At 40.0% G+C, this 19,077-nt stretch carries 19 protein-coding genes; 16 read left to right on the top strand and 3 right to left on the bottom strand.

Features of this window, described 5'->3' with window-relative positions:
• Positions 1-2: 2 nt before the first annotated feature.
• The 10 genes from nuoH to ACG9ZL_RS04225 all read left to right on the top strand — a co-directional run bounded on the left by nuoH (position 3) and on the right by ACG9ZL_RS04225 (position 10,150).
• Positions 3-1,016, top strand: coding sequence for an NADH-quinone oxidoreductase subunit NuoH (nuoH, locus tag ACG9ZL_RS04180; RefSeq protein WP_336952951.1), 1,014 nt, complete (start codon positions 3-5; stop codon positions 1,014-1,016).
• An 18-nt stretch (positions 1,017-1,034) separates the two neighbouring features.
• Positions 1,035-1,577 (top strand): NADH-quinone oxidoreductase subunit NuoI, encoded by a 543-nt coding sequence (nuoI, locus tag ACG9ZL_RS04185; protein WP_004722835.1) that lies wholly within the window; start codon positions 1,035-1,037, stop codon positions 1,575-1,577.
• On the top strand, positions 1,577-2,095 hold the full coding sequence (gene nuoJ, locus ACG9ZL_RS04190; RefSeq protein ID WP_336952992.1) for an NADH-quinone oxidoreductase subunit J: 519 nt from the start codon (positions 1,577-1,579) through the stop codon (positions 2,093-2,095). The genes nuoI and nuoJ overlap by 1 nt, the downstream gene beginning before the upstream one ends.
• Positions 2,095-2,403, top strand: coding sequence for an NADH-quinone oxidoreductase subunit NuoK (gene nuoK / locus ACG9ZL_RS04195; protein WP_004722831.1), 309 nt, complete (start codon positions 2,095-2,097; stop codon positions 2,401-2,403). Before nuoJ ends, nuoK begins: the two co-directional genes overlap by 1 nt.
• Positions 2,400-4,289, top strand: coding sequence for an NADH-quinone oxidoreductase subunit L (nuoL, locus tag ACG9ZL_RS04200; RefSeq protein WP_419359185.1), 1,890 nt, complete (start codon positions 2,400-2,402; stop codon positions 4,287-4,289). The genes nuoK and nuoL overlap by 4 nt, the downstream gene beginning before the upstream one ends.
• A gap of 7 nt (positions 4,290-4,296) precedes the next feature.
• Positions 4,297-5,901: an NADH-quinone oxidoreductase subunit M gene (gene nuoM, locus ACG9ZL_RS04205; protein WP_336952990.1), complete on the top strand. Its 1,605-nt coding sequence runs from the start codon at positions 4,297-4,299 to the stop codon at positions 5,899-5,901.
• Positions 5,902-5,903: 2 nt separating this feature from the next.
• Complete coding sequence (gene nuoN / locus ACG9ZL_RS04210) at positions 5,904-7,460, top strand: NADH-quinone oxidoreductase subunit NuoN (RefSeq protein WP_336952948.1); 1,557 nt, start codon at positions 5,904-5,906, stop codon at positions 7,458-7,460.
• Positions 7,461-7,581: 121 nt separating this feature from the next.
• Positions 7,582-8,217 (top strand): uracil phosphoribosyltransferase, encoded by a 636-nt coding sequence (upp, locus tag ACG9ZL_RS04215; protein WP_004722821.1) that lies wholly within the window; start codon positions 7,582-7,584, stop codon positions 8,215-8,217.
• A 61-nt stretch (positions 8,218-8,278) separates the two neighbouring features.
• Positions 8,279-9,352: a hypothetical protein gene (locus ACG9ZL_RS04220; RefSeq protein WP_419359187.1), complete on the top strand. Its 1,074-nt coding sequence runs from the start codon at positions 8,279-8,281 to the stop codon at positions 9,350-9,352.
• 57 nt (positions 9,353-9,409) lie between these two features.
• Positions 9,410-10,150 (top strand): excalibur calcium-binding domain-containing protein, encoded by a 741-nt coding sequence (locus ACG9ZL_RS04225; protein ID WP_336952946.1) that lies wholly within the window; start codon positions 9,410-9,412, stop codon positions 10,148-10,150.
• 48 nt (positions 10,151-10,198) lie between these two features.
• Here ACG9ZL_RS04225 and gigC read toward each other — a convergent pair whose 3' ends face one another.
• Positions 10,199-11,080, bottom strand: coding sequence for a LysR family transcriptional regulator GigC (gigC, locus tag ACG9ZL_RS04230; protein ID WP_419359189.1), 882 nt, complete (start codon positions 11,078-11,080; stop codon positions 10,199-10,201).
• Between the two features lie 82 nt (positions 11,081-11,162).
• Here gigC and ACG9ZL_RS04235 point away from each other — a divergent pair, with 82 nt between their 5' ends.
• Positions 11,163-11,924 carry a ferredoxin--NADP reductase gene (locus ACG9ZL_RS04235; protein ID WP_419359191.1) on the top strand — a complete coding sequence of 254 codons (762 nt, stop codon included), beginning with the start codon at positions 11,163-11,165 and terminating at the stop codon, positions 11,922-11,924.
• 113 nt (positions 11,925-12,037) lie between these two features.
• Here ACG9ZL_RS04235 and thiO read toward each other — a convergent pair whose 3' ends face one another.
• Positions 12,038-13,159, bottom strand: coding sequence for a glycine oxidase ThiO (gene thiO, locus ACG9ZL_RS04240; RefSeq protein ID WP_419327556.1), 1,122 nt, complete (start codon positions 13,157-13,159; stop codon positions 12,038-12,040).
• A 158-nt stretch (positions 13,160-13,317) separates the two neighbouring features.
• Complete coding sequence (gene hemB, locus ACG9ZL_RS04245) at positions 13,318-14,331, bottom strand: porphobilinogen synthase (RefSeq protein WP_171500326.1); 1,014 nt, start codon at positions 14,329-14,331, stop codon at positions 13,318-13,320.
• Positions 14,332-14,430: 99 nt separating this feature from the next.
• On the opposite strand from hemB, the gene ACG9ZL_RS04250 reads away from it, so the two are divergent.
• The 5 genes from ACG9ZL_RS04250 (at position 14,431) to ACG9ZL_RS04270 (ending at position 19,061) form a co-directional block, all read left to right on the top strand.
• Positions 14,431-14,964 (top strand): thioesterase family protein, encoded by a 534-nt coding sequence (locus ACG9ZL_RS04250; RefSeq protein ID WP_419327557.1) that lies wholly within the window; start codon positions 14,431-14,433, stop codon positions 14,962-14,964.
• A gap of 324 nt (positions 14,965-15,288) precedes the next feature.
• A complete protein-coding gene (locus ACG9ZL_RS04255; protein WP_004819348.1) occupies positions 15,289-16,446 on the top strand; it encodes an HlyD family secretion protein in 1,158 nt (385 codons plus the stop codon).
• A gap of 6 nt (positions 16,447-16,452) precedes the next feature.
• On the top strand, positions 16,453-17,979 hold the full coding sequence (locus tag ACG9ZL_RS04260; RefSeq protein ID WP_419327558.1) for a DHA2 family efflux MFS transporter permease subunit: 1,527 nt from the start codon (positions 16,453-16,455) through the stop codon (positions 17,977-17,979).
• 144 nt (positions 17,980-18,123) lie between these two features.
• A complete protein-coding gene (locus ACG9ZL_RS04265; RefSeq protein ID WP_004819352.1) occupies positions 18,124-18,417 on the top strand; it encodes a cold-shock protein in 294 nt (97 codons plus the stop codon).
• A gap of 305 nt (positions 18,418-18,722) precedes the next feature.
• Positions 18,723-19,061: an endonuclease domain-containing protein gene (locus ACG9ZL_RS04270; protein WP_419359210.1), complete on the top strand. Its 339-nt coding sequence runs from the start codon at positions 18,723-18,725 to the stop codon at positions 19,059-19,061.
• The last annotated feature ends 16 nt before the right edge of the window (positions 19,062-19,077 follow it).

Here is a 19,077-nt window from a genome sequence, read left to right on the forward strand (position 1 = left end):
TCATGAATGAATCTTTACGCGCACTACCGACATGGGCACAAGACTGGCCAATCGCTTATTCAGTGATTCAAGCCATCGTAATTTTGTTGGTTGTGGTTTTACTGGCCGCTTTGATGTCATTTATTGAGCGTCGTTTGCTGGGTTTATGGCAAGACCGTTATGGACCAAACCGTGTTGGTCCTGGCGGGATGTTCCAGATCGTTGCTGACATGTTGAAAATCATGTTCAAAGAAGACTGGACACCAAAGTTTGTAGATAAGTTAACCTTCCGTTTAGCACCAGCAGTAGCAATGGCGACTGCAGTACTGTCATTCATGGTTATTCCTGTTTCACCTTACTTAGGTGTTTCAGACATGAGTATCGGTCTATTGTTTTTTATGGCAATGGCAGGTATTGCAGTATATGCGGTGTTATTTGGTGGTTGGGCATCCAACAACAAATATGCACTATTAGGTGGTCTACGTTCAGCAGCACAAACCATTTCTTATGAAGTCTTTTTAGGGATTTCATTGATGGGTGTGGTGGCAATTGCGGGTTCATTTAACTTGCGTGAAATCGTAGAAGCACAACGTGATGTATGGTTTGTGATTCCACAATTCATTGGTTTCATGATCTTCGTGGTTGCTGGGGTTGCGGTAACGCATCGTCATCCATTTGACCAACCAGAAGCTGAACAAGAATTGGCAGAAGGTTACCATGTCGAATATGGTGGTATGAAATGGGGGATGTTCTTCGTTGCTGAATACGTCAACATCATTCTAATTTCTGCACTGATCGTGACTTTATTCTTTGGCGGTTGGTTAGCACCATTTAATTTAAATATTCCATTCATTCCAGATGCGTTCTGGTTCATTGCGAAAACAGCATTCTTTGTAATGATGTTTGTCTTGGCACGTGGTTCTTTAATGCGTCCACGTTATGACCAAGTTATGAATTTTGGTTGGAAAGTGTGTTTACCACTTGCATTGGTCAACCTTTTGGTGACTGGTGCTGTGATTCTGATGAATCAGGCCTAGGACAGCAGGGAGTACAAAATGTATAAAATTCTAGCTGGCGTAGGATCAATTGTTCGTTCGTTGTGGATGGTATTTAGCCATGTCACACGCAAACGCGATACGATTTTATATCCAGAAGTGCCAGCCGAACAAATCGTACCTCCACGCTATCGTGGTCGTATCGTATTAACACGTGACCCAGACGGTGAAGAGCGTTGTGTTGCGTGTAACTTATGTGCGGTTGCATGTCCTGTTGGTTGTATTTCATTGCAGAAAGCTGAAAAAGATGATGGACGTTGGTATCCAGAATTTTTCCGCATTAACTTCTCACGTTGCATTTTCTGCGGTATGTGTGAAGAAGCATGTCCAACAACTGCCATTCAGTTAACACCAGATTTTGAGTTAGGCGAATATGTCCGTCAGGATCTTGTTTATGAGAAAGAAAATTTACTCATTTCAGGACCAGGTAAATACCCAGACTACAATTTCTACCGTGTAAGTGGTATGGCAATTGATGGTAAAGAAAAAGGTCAAGCGCAACGTGAAAGTGCGCCTGTAGATGTACGGAGCTTATTACCATGATGTGGCCATTTTATTTAATGGCTCTTGTGGCCATTGTTTCGACGATTCGTGTTGTGACCAACACCAATCCAGTACATGCTTTATTAAGTTTGATCGTTTCTTTACTTGCTGTTGCAGGGATCTTCTTAATCATTGGTGCACCATTTGCAGCTGCACTTGAAGTGATTGTTTATGCGGGCGCGATCATGGTGTTGTTCGTATTCGTAGTAATGATGCTCAACCTTGGTCAACATACAGTTGATCAAGAGCGTAAATGGTTGACTTCAGATGCTTGGGCCTATCCAGCACTCATGAGCTTCTTAATCGGCTTATGTTTGGTTTGGGTATTAGGTTCAGACTACACGCAATCTGGTGCAGTACTTGGAACTCAAGTGATTGGACCTAAAGCAATTGGTCAAGCACTCTTTACCCACTATTTATTATTGGTTGAAGTTGCCGCAATGTTATTGCTTGCAGCATTGGTTGCAGCATTCCACTTAGGCAAACGTGAACCGAGTGCAGCAGAGGATAAACAGTAATGGGCAACATTCCTTTAGAACATGGTTTGATCGTCGCAACTATCCTTTTTGCACTGGGTTTTTACGGTGTAATGGTGCGACGCAACCTATTATTTATGTTAATGAGCCTTGAGATCATGATGAATGCAGCAGCATTGGCATTCGTTGTGGCAGGAAGTGCATGGGCACAACCTGATGGTCAAATTATGTTTATTTTGATCCTCACACTTGCTGCGGCAGAGGCTTGTATCGGTCTAGCGATCGTCCTCCAGTTCTATCATCGCTTCCATCATCTGGATGTAGATGCTGCTAGTGAGATGCGCGGATGAGTTATTTATATTTAACGATTTTATTTCCGCTGATTGGCTTTGTACTTTTAGCGGCAGGACGTAATAAACTTCCTGAAAATGTAGCAGCAATTATTGGTGCGGGTTCTGTTGGCCTTTCTGCTTTATTTGCACTGATTGCAGGCATGGACTTTGTTAAGCAGGGTTCAGTTGCGCAAGCACAGCATTTATGGACTTGGTTCAATGTAGGCGGTTTTGCACCGGGTGTAAGTTTGCATCTTGACGGCTTGTCATTATTAATGATGGGCATGGTGACAGGTGTAGGTTTCCTGATTCACATCTTTGCAACTTGGTACATGCGTGGTGAAGAAGACTTCGCACGTTTCTTCTCATACTTCAACTTATTCGTTGCAAGCATGTTGGTGCTTGTATTGGGTGACAACTTAGCGTTGTTATTCTTAGGTTGGGAAGGCGTAGGTCTGTGTTCTTACCTGTTGATTGGTTATTACTACCAAAACCCTGCAAATGGTTTTGCGGCAATTAAAGCATTTACAGTAACGCGTGTTGGTGATGTATTCTTACTGATCGCATTGTTCTTGCTTTACCAACAATTTGGTACTTTACACATCGGCACGATTGTTGCCAATGCTTCACAAGTTCTGGCACTTGATCATAACTTGGCATTGATCACGTCATTGATGTTGTTCTTGGGTGCAGCTGGTAAATCTGCGCAAATCCCATTACAAACATGGTTGGCAGATGCAATGGCTGGTCCGACACCAGTATCTGCATTGATCCATGCTGCAACAATGGTTACCGCTGGTATCTACTTATGTTGCCGTATGTTCTCTGTATTTGAAATGACACCAGAAGTGATGCAGTTCATTTCGATTACAGGTGCTGTAACATTGTTGGTTGCTGGCTTTGCGGCTTTGGTTCAAACAGATATCAAACGTATTCTGGCTTACTCTACCATGAGTCAGCTCGGTTATATGTTTATGGCTGTGGGTGCAGAAGCGTATCAAGCAGGTCTGTTCCATATGCTTGCACATGCATTCTTTAAGGCATTATTGTTCTTGTCTTCGGGTGCAGTGATCTTGGCTTACCATCATGAACAAAACATCTTTAAAATGGGTGGCTTGTTCTACAAAAACAAATTCTTATTTGCTTGCTTCGCGATTGGTGGTGGTGCACTTGCTGCAATTCCATTTATTACGATCGGCTTCTTCTCAAAAGATGCAATCTTGGGTGCTGTTTGGGCGCAAGGTCAATCTGTGGCATTGTATAACTCATTGTATTGGGTGGGTGTTGCGGGTGCATTCTTAACTTCGATTTATACATTCCGTTTAATTTGGGTTGTATTCTTTGGTGAAGAAAAAACACATTATCACGAAATCAAAGGTGCAACGTATTGGGCGCCTTTAGGTATCTTGGCTGTTCTCTCAACAGGTTTGGCTTACTTCTTAAAAGCGCCAGTGATGAACATTTTAAATGCAGCACATATCCCAGCATTTGAAGTTTCTCAAGCGATTGAAGAAGGGATGCATGGTGCAGAACACCTTGCAGTCGGTATCGCATTGGTCGGTTTAGCTGTAGGTGTGGTGTTATTTGCTTTCGCTTATAAAGCGGTGCAAGGTTTTGCAGCCACTTCATTTGGTGCTGGACTTGCAAATATCTGCCGTAATGCATTTGGTTTCGATTCTTTATACAACCTTGTTTTTGTTCAACCTTATTTACTCATTGCGAAAATTTTAGGTCGTGACCCAGTTGATGGTTTATGGCTGTTATTACCTGCAATCGTAAATAGTGGAAATAAATTTACAAGTACCCGTCAAACAGGTTCATTACGTGAATATGCATCAAGTATGTCACTCGGTGTGGTGGTATTGCTGATGATCTTGATCGTGATTCAGGTAGTGGGGAAATAAGATGGAAATCACAAACAATTGGATTTTACCCGCACTGATTCTTGTACCTTTTATTGCAGGTTTCGTGTGTTGGTTGGTCGATAAACTTGATAAACATTTGCCACGTTATATCGCATTAGTCGGTATGCTCGTTACATTGGGCTTAACACTGATTTTGTGGAAACAAGGTGGCTTTAGCTATGAGTTGGGGGCGAAGACTCCAACTTGGGCAGCAGAATTTTATTTACCTTGGATTAAATCACTCGGTATTAACATTCATTTGGCTGTAGATGGTCTTTCATTGCTGATGGTGGGCTTGACTGCATTACTGGGTGTACTTGCAGTGGGTTGTTCATGGGGTGAAATTCAAAAGAATGTCGGCTTCTTCCATTTAAACCTTTTATGGTCTTTGGGTGGGGTAATCGGGGTTTTCCTTGCAATTGATATGTTCTTGTTCTTCTTCTTCTGGGAGATGATGCTGGTCCCTATCTACTTCTTGATCGCACTTTGGGGTCATAAAGGCGCAGACGGTAAATCACGTGTTTATGCTGCAACCAAGTTCTTTATCTACACCCAAGTCGCTGGCTTAATCATGCTCATCGGTATCTTAGGCTTAGTGGTCTATGGTTCTCAGATGTCAGGTACGATTAGCTTCGACTATAACTACTTACTTGCTGTTGCAAATACTTTAGATGCTCAGGCACCACATATTGCCTATGCGTTGATGATCTGTTTCTTTATTGGTTTTGCAGTCAAGTTGCCAGTATTCCCATTACACGGTTGGTTACCAGATGCCCATGCACAAGCACCTACAGCAGGTTCTGTAGACTTAGCGGGGATCTTGATTAAAACTGCTGCGTACGGTTTATTGCGCTTTGTATTGCCATTCTTCCCAGCAGCATCTGCACAATTTGCCGATATTGCGATTATTTTAGGTTTGATTGGTATTTTCTACGGCGCTTGGTGTGCTTTCCAGCAAACAGATATGAAACGCCTGCTTGCTTATACTTCTATTTCGCATATGGGTTTCGTATTACTTGCACTTTATGCCGGTAATATTCTGACATTCCAAGGCTTAATGATCATGATGTTGGCACATGGCTTGTCATCTGCTGCATTGTTCATTATGTGTGGTCAAGTGTATGAACGCTTACATACCCGTGACTTACGTTTGATGGGTGGTATTCGTGGTCAATTCCAGTATTTACCATTCTTCTTGATGTTCTTTGTCTCTGCACTTGTGGGCATTCCAGGTTTAGGTAACTTTATTGGTGAATTCCTGATCTTGATGGGTTCATTCGCTAAGTTCCCTACATTTACCATCATTGCTGCTATTAGCTTGGTCTTTGCTGGTCTTTATGGCTTGATTCTGATCCACAAAGCTTTATTTGGTACGCCAAATGAAGAACAGAAAAAGCATTATGAAAGTCCATTAAAAGACTTGAATGTACGTGAAACAGTAATTCTATTGATCTGTGCATTTGGCTTATTATGGTTAGGTGTATATCCACAAAGCTTCCTTGATATTTCTCACTCAAGTATGGCGTGGTTATCAAATAGCTATATTCCAGTTCAAGAAGTTGTTGATGCGGCACAACAAGTCGTATCTCAACAAAATGTGGAGATCCAATAGTCATGAACTTCACTATGTCATTTTCGGGTCTCATGCCTTTAGCACCAGTTTTTATTGTTGCTTTAACCGCTGTAGTGGTGATGATCCTAACCTCGATCAAGCGTAATCATAATTTGATTGCAACTGCATCGGTGGTGGGTTTAAACCTTGCTGCAATTGATATTTTATTCATGATGTTTGGTGGTTCATTTGCACCATCAAATGTGATGAACATGTTTGTGGTTGATCCATTTACATTGTTTTATCAATTTATTGCAGTAGTTGCTGCACTCGCATGCTGTACGTTATCTCACGCTTATATTGAAACTTATAAAGATAATCGTGAAGAGCTTTATATCTTGATGTTGATCTCTGTAACAGGGGCAATGTTAATGGTGGCAAGTTCTCACTATGCGTCGTTCTTTATTAGTTTGGAGCTTTTGTCAATTCCTGTGTATGGCTTATTGGCATATACGCATCAGCGTGGAAAATCGCTAGAAGCTGGCGTAAAGTATTTGGTACTTTCTGCAACCGCTTCAGCAATTTTGTTGATGGGTATGGCATACGTTTATGCTTATACAGGTACATTGTCATTTACTGACTTCCCAGGTTTGTATGGAAATCAGTTAGCACAAGTGCAACAAATTGCATCTTTGGCTGACTTTATTGAACAGTTAAAAGGTTTCCTTGCTCAACCAATGATTTTGTTGGGTTCAGGATTAATCGTGATTGCGATTGCGTTTAAATTATCATTGGCGCCATTTCATAAATGGACACCAGATGTTTATCAAGGTGCGCCTGCGCCAATCGCTACTTATCTTGCAACTGTTGCTAAAGTCGCAACGATTGGTTTATTAGTACGCTTTATTTTAAGTTCAGGTTTCATTCTTGTACCGTCTATCGTGACTGTATTAACAGTGATCGCTGTGCTTTCGATTTTAGTCGGGAACTTCCTTGCATTACGCCAAGTCAACTTAAAACGAATTTTAGGTTATTCATCAATCGCCCATTTTGGTTATTTATTGATTGCTTTGATTAGTTTAGGTTATGCAAGTTTAGGCAGCGTAAGCGTCTATGTGGTGACTTATACCTTAACTACGATTGGTGCTTTTGGTGCTGTCGCGTTAATGTCGAGCCCATATAACAATGTTGATGAAGCTGAGTCTCTTGCGGATTACCGTGGTTTATTCTGGCGTCGTCCAGTACTGACTGCGACATTAACAGTGATGATGCTTTCTCTTGCAGGGATTCCATTAACCGCTGGTTTCATTGGTAAGTTTATGGTGGTGATTGCTGCTGTAACCACAGAACATTGGTTCTTGGCTGCTATGGTAGTGGTGGGTAGTGGTATTGGTTTGTATTACTACTTACGTGTGATGATCGTGATGTATATGACGCCACCAGATAATCCTCGTATTGATGCTGTTGATCATTGGGGACAAAAAGTGGGTGGTCTTATGGTGCTCGGTGCTGCTGCTTTGGTATTGATCATTGGTGTTTATCCAGATCCAATCATCAGCTTGGCGTTGAAATCAGAAATTTTATCTCCTTTACATTTCTTGATGAGCCAGCAACACTAATCGCAATAAAACCCTGCTATTAACAAAAAAAGCCCTCATTCATTGAGGGCTTTTCTTATCTCAGATATAAAAAACATTTATAATAATGGAAATTTACTTTTATCCTTTTAGGTGTCCTCCCGTGTCTATTCAAGAAATTCGTCATCCACTTATTCGTCATAAATTAGGTTTATTACGCCGTGCTGACATTAGTACTAAGAATTTCCGTGAACTTGCTCAAGAAGTAACCATGCTTTTAACTTATGAAGCAACCAAAGATTTACCTGTGTGTGATCACGAGATTGATGGTTGGAACGGTAAAGTCACAGTGGACAGAATTGCGGGTAAAAAAATCACTGTAGTGCCGATTTTACGTGCTGGTATTGGCATGTTAGAAGGTTTTTTAAATCTTATTCCAAGTGCAAAAGTTTCAGTTCTCGGTTTAGAACGGGATGAAGAAACCTTGGAAGCACGTACTTATTATAAAAAATTGGTTCCAGATGTACAAAATCGTTTAGCTATGATTATTGACCCGATGTTGGCAACTGGTTCATCTTTGGTTGCTGCGATTGACGTGTTGAAAGCAAGTGGTTGTAAAGATATCCGTGTTATGGTGTTAGTTGCAGCACCTGAAGGCATTAAACGTGTGGAAGCAGCTCACCCAGATGTGACGATTTTTACTGCTTCAATTGATCAAGGTTTAAATGAACAGGGATATATCGTGCCAGGTCTAGGAGATGCTGGTGATAAAATTTTTGGCAGTGTGCAAAAAGATTAAAATTTAGTATGATCAAAGGAGGCTATAGGGGCCTCCTTTTTTAATTATAAGAGAATAAAAAATGTTCAGAAAAGGGACAGTAACCTTTTTCGATAATGATTTAGGGCAAGGTCTAATTGAATTAAATGATAATCATCAACAAGTTGTTTTTAAATTAGAAGATTTTTCAAATCAATCCATTCTTCCTCAAATTGGCGAGCGGATTAAGTGTGTTGTTTTAGAACAATATGGTGCAACCTTAGCTAAATTTATTGTGCGGTTTGATTATAAAAATTATGCGAATGATCAAAATAAGTTACCTAATACGCGTCTCCATTCAGAAAATGGCTATGAACAAATTAGAACTATTCGAAAAGCGCTTAAAAAGAGAAGGTTGGTAGCTGATAACGATTTAGCTAATATCAAAACACAAACTCAAACAGAGCAATTGGTTTCAGTAGAAGCTATTCCAGCTATTGACTTAGTTGTAGAGGAGCAACAAGTAATCTTTGTCGAGCCCATACAAACTCTAATTAGTAATCCTATGATAGAAGAAGGTAGCATAAATTTATACCAAAACAATCAAATTGAGCCTGTAGCGCAAACACAAGTTGACCTTTCTATTAAAGTTATCCAAAATACTGAATCCCAAGACGAAATTCATACAGTTAATAACATTAAAACCACTGAAGGAATTTGTGAGGTTATGCTTTCTGATTTGGGAGAGGCGTATCAAAATATTGAAATTGCGGGGGACTCTAAGAAACAAGAGTTGGTTAAGCCTGTAGAGATGTTGGTAGAGGGGCAATGTTTTAAAGAACAAGATTTATATTTTGATAGGCAAATGAATCAGCAGTTGCTTGAAAAAAATATGCGTTTAAATGCGATCCAAAGTTTAATTCAAAAGTTAAAAGTTAAATTTTTATACTCAAAACGCAAACAGCCTATAAAGAAAATTAGACTTGAAAAACGTCTAGCATTGAATCCTTGGGTGGTGACCGTTGCTGTAGTGATATTCATTGGGGTAAGTTCTGTAATGTATGCAAGAGATCGTTATAAGCAGTACAAAATCGAAACTGAAATGAGATTTCAACAATATCAACAACAACAAAAGGACAAGATTAAACAGCAAAAACGCAAGGCATACTCACACTAAACATCTGAAACGAGTTGAATTTATTGTGGTTCAAACTTATTTTAAAAGAGAAGTTTTATGTTTTATTTGGGGCAAATCATTGAATATCATCATGATAAAGGTTACGGACTTTTATTGGATCATAATTCAGCGCAATCTGTCGTATTCTACATCGCTGATTTTCCAAAACTAGGTGGTCAACCGAAAAAAGGGGAAACTATAAAGTATGTAATTATCAATGAGCAAGGAACATTAAAAGCACATCAAATGATTCGTTTGGATGTAGCGATGAGTAATGAATTAAAAAATAAAAACATCAATATTGATAAGCAAAAAAATATATTAAGACGAAGTAAAAGTGAAGGACAGAAATTTGGTTTTATGTCTGTGGTAATTTTAGTGATTGTTTTTGGCTTCGTTTATTTTAGTTTTGCGACATGGAATCAATACCAAACCTATCAGGATGAACAGCATAATAAACTTACCTTGTTAGAACACCAGCAGCAACAAATTATTGAGCAACAACGCAAAGAAATTGGTTATGTCAAACCAGTAAAGTTTAGTGAAAAATCGCAAAATGCTTTAATAAATGGTGATCATAACTTAGTAAGGACTGAACATGCTCAGGTAACAGTGCAATCTAACGCAACTGTAGCGACATCATCAATGGTAAAATCGCCTTATCAATGTGATGGGCGGACACATTGCAGTCAAATGACATCCTATGATGAAGCTGTATTTTTTATTAAAAATTGTCCTAATACGCAAATGGATGGCGATCATGATGGTCAGCCATGCGAAAGACAATTTGGTAAATAACTTTATTAAGCTAAAAATTATATAAAAGCTCCAAGAGGAGCTTTAGTTTTATCCGTGTTCACAGAATTTTAAGAAGGCTCTTAAACCAGGACCTTGGTACTTTTGACGATGTACAAGCATGTACAAAGGACGTGCAAGTTGCCAAAAAGGAGTCTTTAAAATTACCAATTGCCCTTTGTCCAGCAAAGGCTGAATGGCTAATTTAGAAATACATGACATTCCTAAACCACCTGCGACAATTTTTAAAATCGCTTCATTATGACCCAAAGTTAAGCGGATATTGGCATTTTCTAGGTCTTTTAGAATGGCATTGTCAAAAACTTCACGTGTGCCAGAACCTTCTTCACGCAAAATCCATTCAACATGTTGAAAGTCAGACTGTTTTAATTCACGATGTAAATTTGCAAGTGGATGATTAGGTGAACAACATACCGCAAGTTCGTCATCTCGCCAGTGAATACATTGAAGTTGTGGTAAGAAGCATGAACCTTCAATCAATGCTAAATCCAGTTGGAATTGGTTGACGGCTTCAATCATTTGACGGGTATTGCCAACTTGGAGTTGCAAATGTGCTTGAGGTTGAACTTGTAAAAAGTTTGCCATTAAGTCAGGCATTAAATAATCACTGATAGTCAGTGTTGCACCAATGCGTAAATCAATACTTTGTAATTCGCCTTTGGCTGCTTGTTCAAAAGCTTCACAGCGGCCTAAAATTTCTAAAGCTTGGGGAAGTAAGAAGCGACCAAGATCATTGAGCTGTAAGCGCTTACCAAGACGATCGAAAAGGGGGGCTCCCAGCCCATCTTCTAAATCTGCCAAAGCCATACTTGCCGCACTTTGAGTCAACCGAACCGCATCACTTGCTTTAGTCACGGTGCCTTCTTGAGCGACAGCAACAAAAACCGCCAACTGGCGTAAAGTCATTCGCATAAGTAGAGCCTTAACATTTTAATATTCATAGATTATATAGTCATGCTACCATGAGGACTATGTTTCATGCCACGAAGAAATCATGTCAATTGAAAAATTTAGCATAGAAAAGGTTTTGTCTGTTCAGCGTTGGACCAATACACTTTTCAGTTTCACCATGACTCGACCTGCTCATTTTAAGTTTACCGCTGGGCAATTTGCTCGCATTGGTTTAAAAGTGGGTGATGAATTGGTGGTAAGGGCATATTCCGTGGTTTCATCCCCGTTTGATGAAACACTCGAATTTTTTTCAATCGTTGTTCCTGATGGTGCATTTACCTCCAATTTACAGCATTTACAAGTCGGTGATGAGCTTTATTTGGAAAAAATCCCCTATGGATTCTTAACTTTAGCACGTTATCAATTGCCGTTGCCTAAAGATTTGTGGTTGTTGGCAACGGGCACAGGTTTAGCGCCTTTTATTTCGATGCTACAAGATTTTGAAACTTGGTCAAAGTACGAAAAAATCAACTTGGTGTATAGCGTAAGAACTGAATCTGAATTGGCTTATGTCGATCGGATCCAAGAGATTGCCCAGCTTTTTGGGGAGGGACATACAGGTTTTAAATTTATCCCGATTGTTACGCGTGATCCCAATGCCACCTTGCATGATCGCTTACCAATTTTGATTGAAAATGGTGAATTGGAAAAAGCCGCTGATTTAAAATTCAATGCAGATACCACTCATGTCATGCTATGTGGAAACCCACAAATGGTGGATGACACCAAAGCCGCATTAAAATCCCGTGGTTTAACGATGAATCGTCGGGGTGAAGGTAATATTGCTGTAGAGAATTATTGGTAAATCACTTGTCGGCATCAGCAATTTTATCAATCGTTTTCGATGAGAGAAGCGGCTAAGCGTCTTCTCTTTGATTGTTTCATGCCAGAACCTAACACTTTTTAGCTAAAAGATGATTACTGAGTGAGAGGTGTATATGCAGTTAATCGCTCGGTTGAATAAGCTGTTGAATCAACATGTGTATCTTGATTGAGCATCAATTGTCTTAATAACTGTGCAGAAGCAGGCCCCATACATAAGCCATTACGGTAATGTCCAAAATTTGCCCATAAATTGTTCAGTTTAGGCATTTTTCCTATATATGGAATGCCTGTCGGTGAACTGGGACGTAATCCTGCCCATTGCTTAACAATAGGGAAGTTTGTCAATTCAGGGACCATCTCGATACAGGCTTTATAAATATTTTGCTGTGTTTGTACATTTGGACGCTTATCAAACCCGATATTGTCCATGCTTGAACCACATACGATATGACCATCTAGGCGTGGGATCAAATACATGACATTGTTCATACACATGGTGGGTAGCCAGTTTTCAGGGGTTTTAAATAACATCATTTGTCCTTGAACTGGCTCTACTGGGATCGAAAGCTGTAATTGTTCTGCCCAGCAATTTGACCATGCGCCTGTGGTAATCACAAATTGATCTGCGAAAAAACGTCGCCCATTGGTACTTTCAACAGACTGAATTTTTTGATTTTGAATATTAAATTTTTCGATCCATGTATTTTCATACACTTCAACTTGAGGGTGTTGTTTGAGATAGCTGATCAGTGATTTAAGAAGTCTTGGATTTCTAACATTGGCTAAATGTGGAAAATAAATTGCATGTTGAAATTGTGCTGAAATATGTGGGTTGATGGTTTCAAGCTGCTCTCTTTGCAGGTATTCACAATGCTGCATCGGTTCTTGATGTTGGTCTTTATAACCGAGTCCAAGCTCAAAATCTGCTTCGTCAAAAATTAGCATTCCAGTTTCATGGATTTGAAAGTCTATCCCTGTTTTAGGCTGTAGTTTCTCATTCCATTGTTGGTAAAGTTGTTTGCCATGTTGTGCCAGATGATTGACTTCATTTGGATATCTCCATGGATACATGGGTGACAAAATACCGCCACCCGCCCATGAAGCAGCATGTCCAGCATGTTGTTGATCGAACAGAGTGATGGTGCAACCTTGTTCAACAAGTTCAAGCGCGCTGAGTAAGCCACTTACTCCTGCACCGATAATGGCGATATGCATTGTGTATTCTGTACCAATTTAGAATTTTAATCCCCACCTACAAAAGCAATACTGCTTATCTTTTGAAAGAGGGGACTTTCCTTCCACGACCGAATCAGTAATGGACACTTCCCTTTCTAAAAGGTAAGGAACCATGAATTCAGTAAGGGAGGAATTTTTTACTTCATCTCTTTTAATTGACGTGCTGCATCTTCTGCATAATAGGTCCAAATACCATCTGCACCTGCACGACGGAAGCACATCAATGATTCCATGATCACGCTTTCTGATAACCAGCCATTTTGGATGGCTGCAGCAAGCATGGCATATTCACCACTGACTTGATAAACAAAGGTTGGGACACCAAAGGTATCTTTAACTTCACGTACCACATCCAAATATGGCATACCTGGTTTAACAATCACCATGTCTGCGCCTTCTTGAATATCGAGGGCGATTTCATGCAGTGCTTCAGCACGATTACCGACATCCATTTGGTAGTTATACTTATTACCACCTTTTAGGTTGGATGATGAGCCAACTGCATCGCGGAAAGGACCGTAGAAACTAGACGCATATTTTGCAGAGTACGCCATGATACTGGTATAAATAAAATCGTTACTTTCTAAAGCTTGGCGGATTGCACCAATACGGCCGTCCATCATGTCACTTGGCGCGATCACATCTGCACCTGCTTCAGCATGGCTTAAGGCTTGTTTGATCAGGCATTGGACTGTTTCATCATTTAACACATAACCTGTATTGTCAATAATACCGTCCTGACCATGGGTGGTATAAGGATCTAATGCACCATCCGTGATGAGCACCATCTCAGGCAATTCTTTTTTTAGCAAACGTAAAGTATTTTGAACTAAACCGTCTTCATGCCACGCTGCTTCTGCTGTTAAACTTTTGTCTTGTTGTGGTGTAACGGGGAATAAGGCAAGTTTTGATACACCAAGTTCTAATAGTGTTTCTGCTTTTTTCAACAATAAGTCTGCTGACAATCGTTGAACATTTGGCATACTTGGTACATCTTGGCTTTGGTTTTGTCCCGGAAGCACAAATACTGGATAAATGAGATGATCTGCTGTGAGTTGAGTCTCTCTTACCATTGCTCGAAGCTTATCGTTTTTACGGATACGGCGCATACGTGTAGCTGGAAAAGCAGGACGATTGAACGTATAAGTCATAACAATCTCGATGTTCAGTATTAAACTAGGCATATATTGTAGCCCTTTCATATATTTTTTGGGAAAAAGCTGAAAATTTTTCTCAATATTGGTTTCGAAATGATGATGAGTGATTCTTCTAAAATTGATTCTGCGCCTAGCGAATCGCAAAAAAAGTGGACTGGTAATTTACATTTAGGCGCGAAAGCAGATCTAAATGTGGTGCTTAACCAACTCACTAAAGCGTTTAATGGTTCGCCTTATTTTTCACATAACAATATGCAAATGCGTGTTGTCAATGATGAGATTGAAGGCTACATCGAAATGAAACCGTATTTGATTGGCAATGTCGCATTTCAAATTTTACATGGTGGTGTGGCCGCGACATTGCTGGATAGTATTGGTGGAATTGTGGCAATGGGGGAGCTATATAAACGTGCAGAGCCAGATCAATTGCCAGACACGTTAAAGAAAGTTTCTCGTTTAGCGACAGTTGATATGCGTGTGGATTATCTTGCACCTGGGCGCGGTGAATACTTTATTGCCAAAGCTGAAACCTTGAGAATGGGGCGTAAAGGTTGCACCATGCGTATGACCATGCTCAACAATGAAGGTAAGGCGATTGCGACAGCTATTGCTTCTTATGCTTATTGATTAAGCTGAAAAGTGTACTAATCAGTACACTTTTGTATTCTTTGTGTCAATATAAGCCAGCAAAATAGATATTTTGTTGGCTTTTTTTTTTCAAAAAAATATGAATATCAATAAGATCATCCTATTTTATAAAGATAAACTATAGAGTAATATTTTTATTCTCATAATATGATTTTTACCTGTAAAATTGAGCACCACAATTTTAAGAAGTTGACTTATTCAACCATCAAGCAATGTCATATAGATATGATTAAGCAGTTTTTCAGTTTATATCTCCAAAATGCAAAGATGTTTTGACAAGTCCAAGTAAGCTAGGAACATGCGATGACTGACGCGCAAACGACGAATGCCTCTCCAAATGATGAAAATCAAGCGCAAGCGGATTTGGAAGCCAAACAAAAACGTAAAAAAATGCTGAAGATTTTTGCCATTATTGTTGTTGTAGCTGCAATTCTATATGCAATCTGGGCTTTTATTTTTGGCAATATTGTTGAAACAGACAATGCCTATGTCGGTGCTGAAACTGCTGAAATCACTTCGATGGTCAGCGGACAAGTTGCTGAGGTTTTGGTCAGTGATACTCAACAAGTGAAAAAAGGCGATGTGCTTGCAATTATTGATAATCGTGATGCAAAAATCGCTGTTGCAGAAGCTGAAGCAGCGTTGACCAAAGCCAAGCGTCAATATACGCAAAGCTCGGCAAATAGCAGTTCATTGTCCTCACAGATTTTAGTCAGTGCAGATGATATTAACAGTGCTAAAGCACAAGTGGCACAAGCCGATGTGGCGTATCAACAAGCACAACAAGAGTTTGCACGCCGTCAGCAGTTAAGCGCGACAGGTGCAATTTCTAAAGAAGAATTTAGCAAAGCACAAAGTGCTTTAAACAATGCCAAAGCAAATGTCGATGTGGCAAAAGCAGCATTGGCGCAAACGGAATCTAAACGTAAAGCTGCACAAAGTAATTTAGATGCCAATGAAGCTTTAATTCGGGGTACCTCACAAAGTTCAACCCCTGATGTATTGGTGGCTCAAGCCAAACTTGATCAAGCACTTTTAGATTTACAACGTACAGAAATTAAAGCGCCGTTAGATGGTGTGATTGCCCGCCGTAGTATTCAAGTCGGTCAGCGTATTGCACCAGGGACAAGTCTGATGAAAGTGGTTCCTTTGGCTGAACTTTATGTGGATGCAAACTTTAAAGAAAGTCAGTTGCAAAACGTGAAAGTTGGTCAGAAGGCAACCCTCACTTCAGACCTCTATGGGAAGAAAGTAGAGTATCACGGTACGGTGATCGGCTTTTCTGGTGGTACAGGTTCAGCATTTGCGTTGATTCCTGCACAAAATGCGACAGGTAACTGGATTAAAGTGGTTCAACGTCTACCTGTACGTATCAAACTCGATCCTAAAGAGTTGGCTGAGCATCCATTACGTGTGGGTTTATCCATGAATGCTGAGGTTGATACCTCTTCAGCGAAGTAATCACTTATGAATACAGCAACGTTTCAAAGTGAGCTTAAAGGTGGGCGTTTACTTCTTGCCGCCTTCTTTTTAGCACTTGCCAATTTTATGGTCGTACTGGATATGACCATTGCCAATGTTTCTGTGCCTCATATTACTGGAAGTTTAGCAGTATCAAGTTCTCAAGGGACTTGGGTGATTACTTCCTATGCTGTTGCTGAAGCCATCTGTGTACCTTTAACGGGGTGGCTCGCAGGACGTTTTGGTGCTGTTCGGGTATTTACCATCAGTCTGATTGGCTTTACCACATTTTCAATTCTTTGTGGCTTATCCAATAGCTTGGCGATGTTAGTGATCTGCCGGATCGGACAGGGTTTATTTGGTGGTCCAATCATGCCACTCAGTCAAACTTTGTTGATGCGTATTTTCCCACCCGAAAAGCATTCTCAAGCAATGGGGATGTGGGCAATGACGACCGTTGTTGGACCGATTCTAGGTCCTATTTTAGGCGGTACGATCAGTGATAACTGGTCATGGCATTGGATTTTCTTTATCAATATTCCAGTGGGTGTGATCTGTGCTGTTGGGGTGATGCGTCTATTAAAAGTTGCTGAAACACCGATTGCTAAACTCCCGATTGATACCATTGGCTTAACGCTGCTGATCATTTGGATTGGCGCATTACAGTTAATGCTCGATTTGGGGCATGAGCGAGATTGGTTTAATAACAGCTTTATTTGTATTTTGGCTGTGATTTTGGTAGTTGGATTTATCGCCTTTTTCATCTGGGAATATTATGAAAAACATCCTATCGTCAATATACAAATTTTCCGATACCGTGGTTTTACTATAGCAACAATCTCATTGGCTTTTGCCTTTGCAGCATTCTTTGGCAGTATTGTGCTCATTCCACAATGGTTACAGATTAACTTGGGCTATACCGCATCTTGGGCAGGTTATCTGACTGCGACGATGGGCTTTGGTAGTTTGATGATGTCGCCAGTGGTTGCCAAACTTGCGACTAAATACGACCCCAGAGCCTTGTCGAGTTTTGGTCTGATGATTTTAGGTGGCGTTACATTAATGCGTTCATTTTGGACCAGTGATGCTGACTTTATGGCGCTGGCGTTACCACAGATTATTCAAGGTTTCGCGGTACCGTTCTTCTTTATCCCACTGTCTAATATTGCTTTAGGTGTGGTACGTCCAGATGAAGTGGCTTCTGCTGCAGGTTTGATGAACTTTATGCGAACTATGGCAGGGGCTATTGGTGCATCTATTGCGGTGACCATTTGGGATGATCATACCAAGCTGGCACGTAGTGAAATCGTGTCGACTATGCATGTTGAGGAAACTCAACGTAACTTGGTCAACAGTGGCTTTAGTCCTGAAATGGCGTTGGGTACCATTTCAAATTTGGTCGATAAAGAGGCTTTAACGCTTTCGGTTAATCATGTGTTTTTAATTTTTGCGATGATTTTTATTTTCGCAGGATTGATTATTTGGTTATGTCCAAAACCGAAAGGGAATGTCGGCGCAGGACATGCGCATTAGAACTCAAGTTGTATAGAAGCCTGCTGAAAAGTGGGCTTTTTTATCGCTGCAATTAGGATGAAGCAAGACTATTTTTTGCTATTTTATCTATTGATCAAGATCAGGGTATAATACAGCGATTGTGTACCGCGATGAGTAATATGTATGAAGCCTGAATTCCAACAAGGAAAAATTAAACAATACGATGCCGATAGAGGCTTTGGCTTTATTGGTGGACTTGAACAAGATATTTTCTTTCATATTTCGGATTTTCCGCTTGCAGAGGGTGAGCCAAAGCGAAATGAAAGAGTTAAATTTATCGTTGTTGAAAATAACGGCAAGTTAAAAGCAACCAAAATTGAACGCGTTGAAGATCAATCAGCAAAGGCCAAAAAGACCAGAATCGTTGAAAATAATAAGTCGATTACCAATAATTTGTTGTCTAATTTTAGAAAGTAATAGGTATAGATTCAGGCCATTTTTTTTTGGGGGGTTATTGGATCGTAGTTTTTTTAGATAAATCCCTTTAATTGACGGGATTTTGTATGAGGGAATTGGTTTTTTAATATAAAAATATTCCTTTGTGCTGCTAAAATCGCAGTTTCCCTCTTTTTTGAAGAGGGGAATGTTGCGAATTTTATGATGGTATTGGATTTGCAATATTGCTTGCTGAAAATGAAGTGTAAGAACGGGCAATTGGAAAAGATTAAATAAATTTAAAAAGAAGAACAGCAATGCAACCCGATAACAAAAACTTAAAATAACTGTCTCGTGATCTTAGGAATAATATGACGGATGCAGAATTATTGCTTTGGTTAAAGTTACGACACAAGCAAATTTTAGGTTTACAGTTTTATCGTCAGAAACCGATTTTAAATTACATCGTCGATTTTTACTGTCCTGCTATAAATTTGGTGATTGAATGCGATGGTGGGCAGCATTATACGGATGAGGGTTTAGAAGCTGATCGTATCCGTGATGAAGCATTGACTCAGCAAGGCTTAGTTATTTTAAGATTTGATAATGGAAAAATTTTGCTGGAAATTGATAGGGGGATTTCGAAGGTTTTTGATGTGGCGAGTCAGCATTTGGAATCCCCCTAAATCTCCCTTTGATAAA

The organism is Acinetobacter legionensis (assembly GCF_048551735.1).
GTDB lineage: Bacteria > Pseudomonadota > Gammaproteobacteria > Pseudomonadales > Moraxellaceae > Acinetobacter.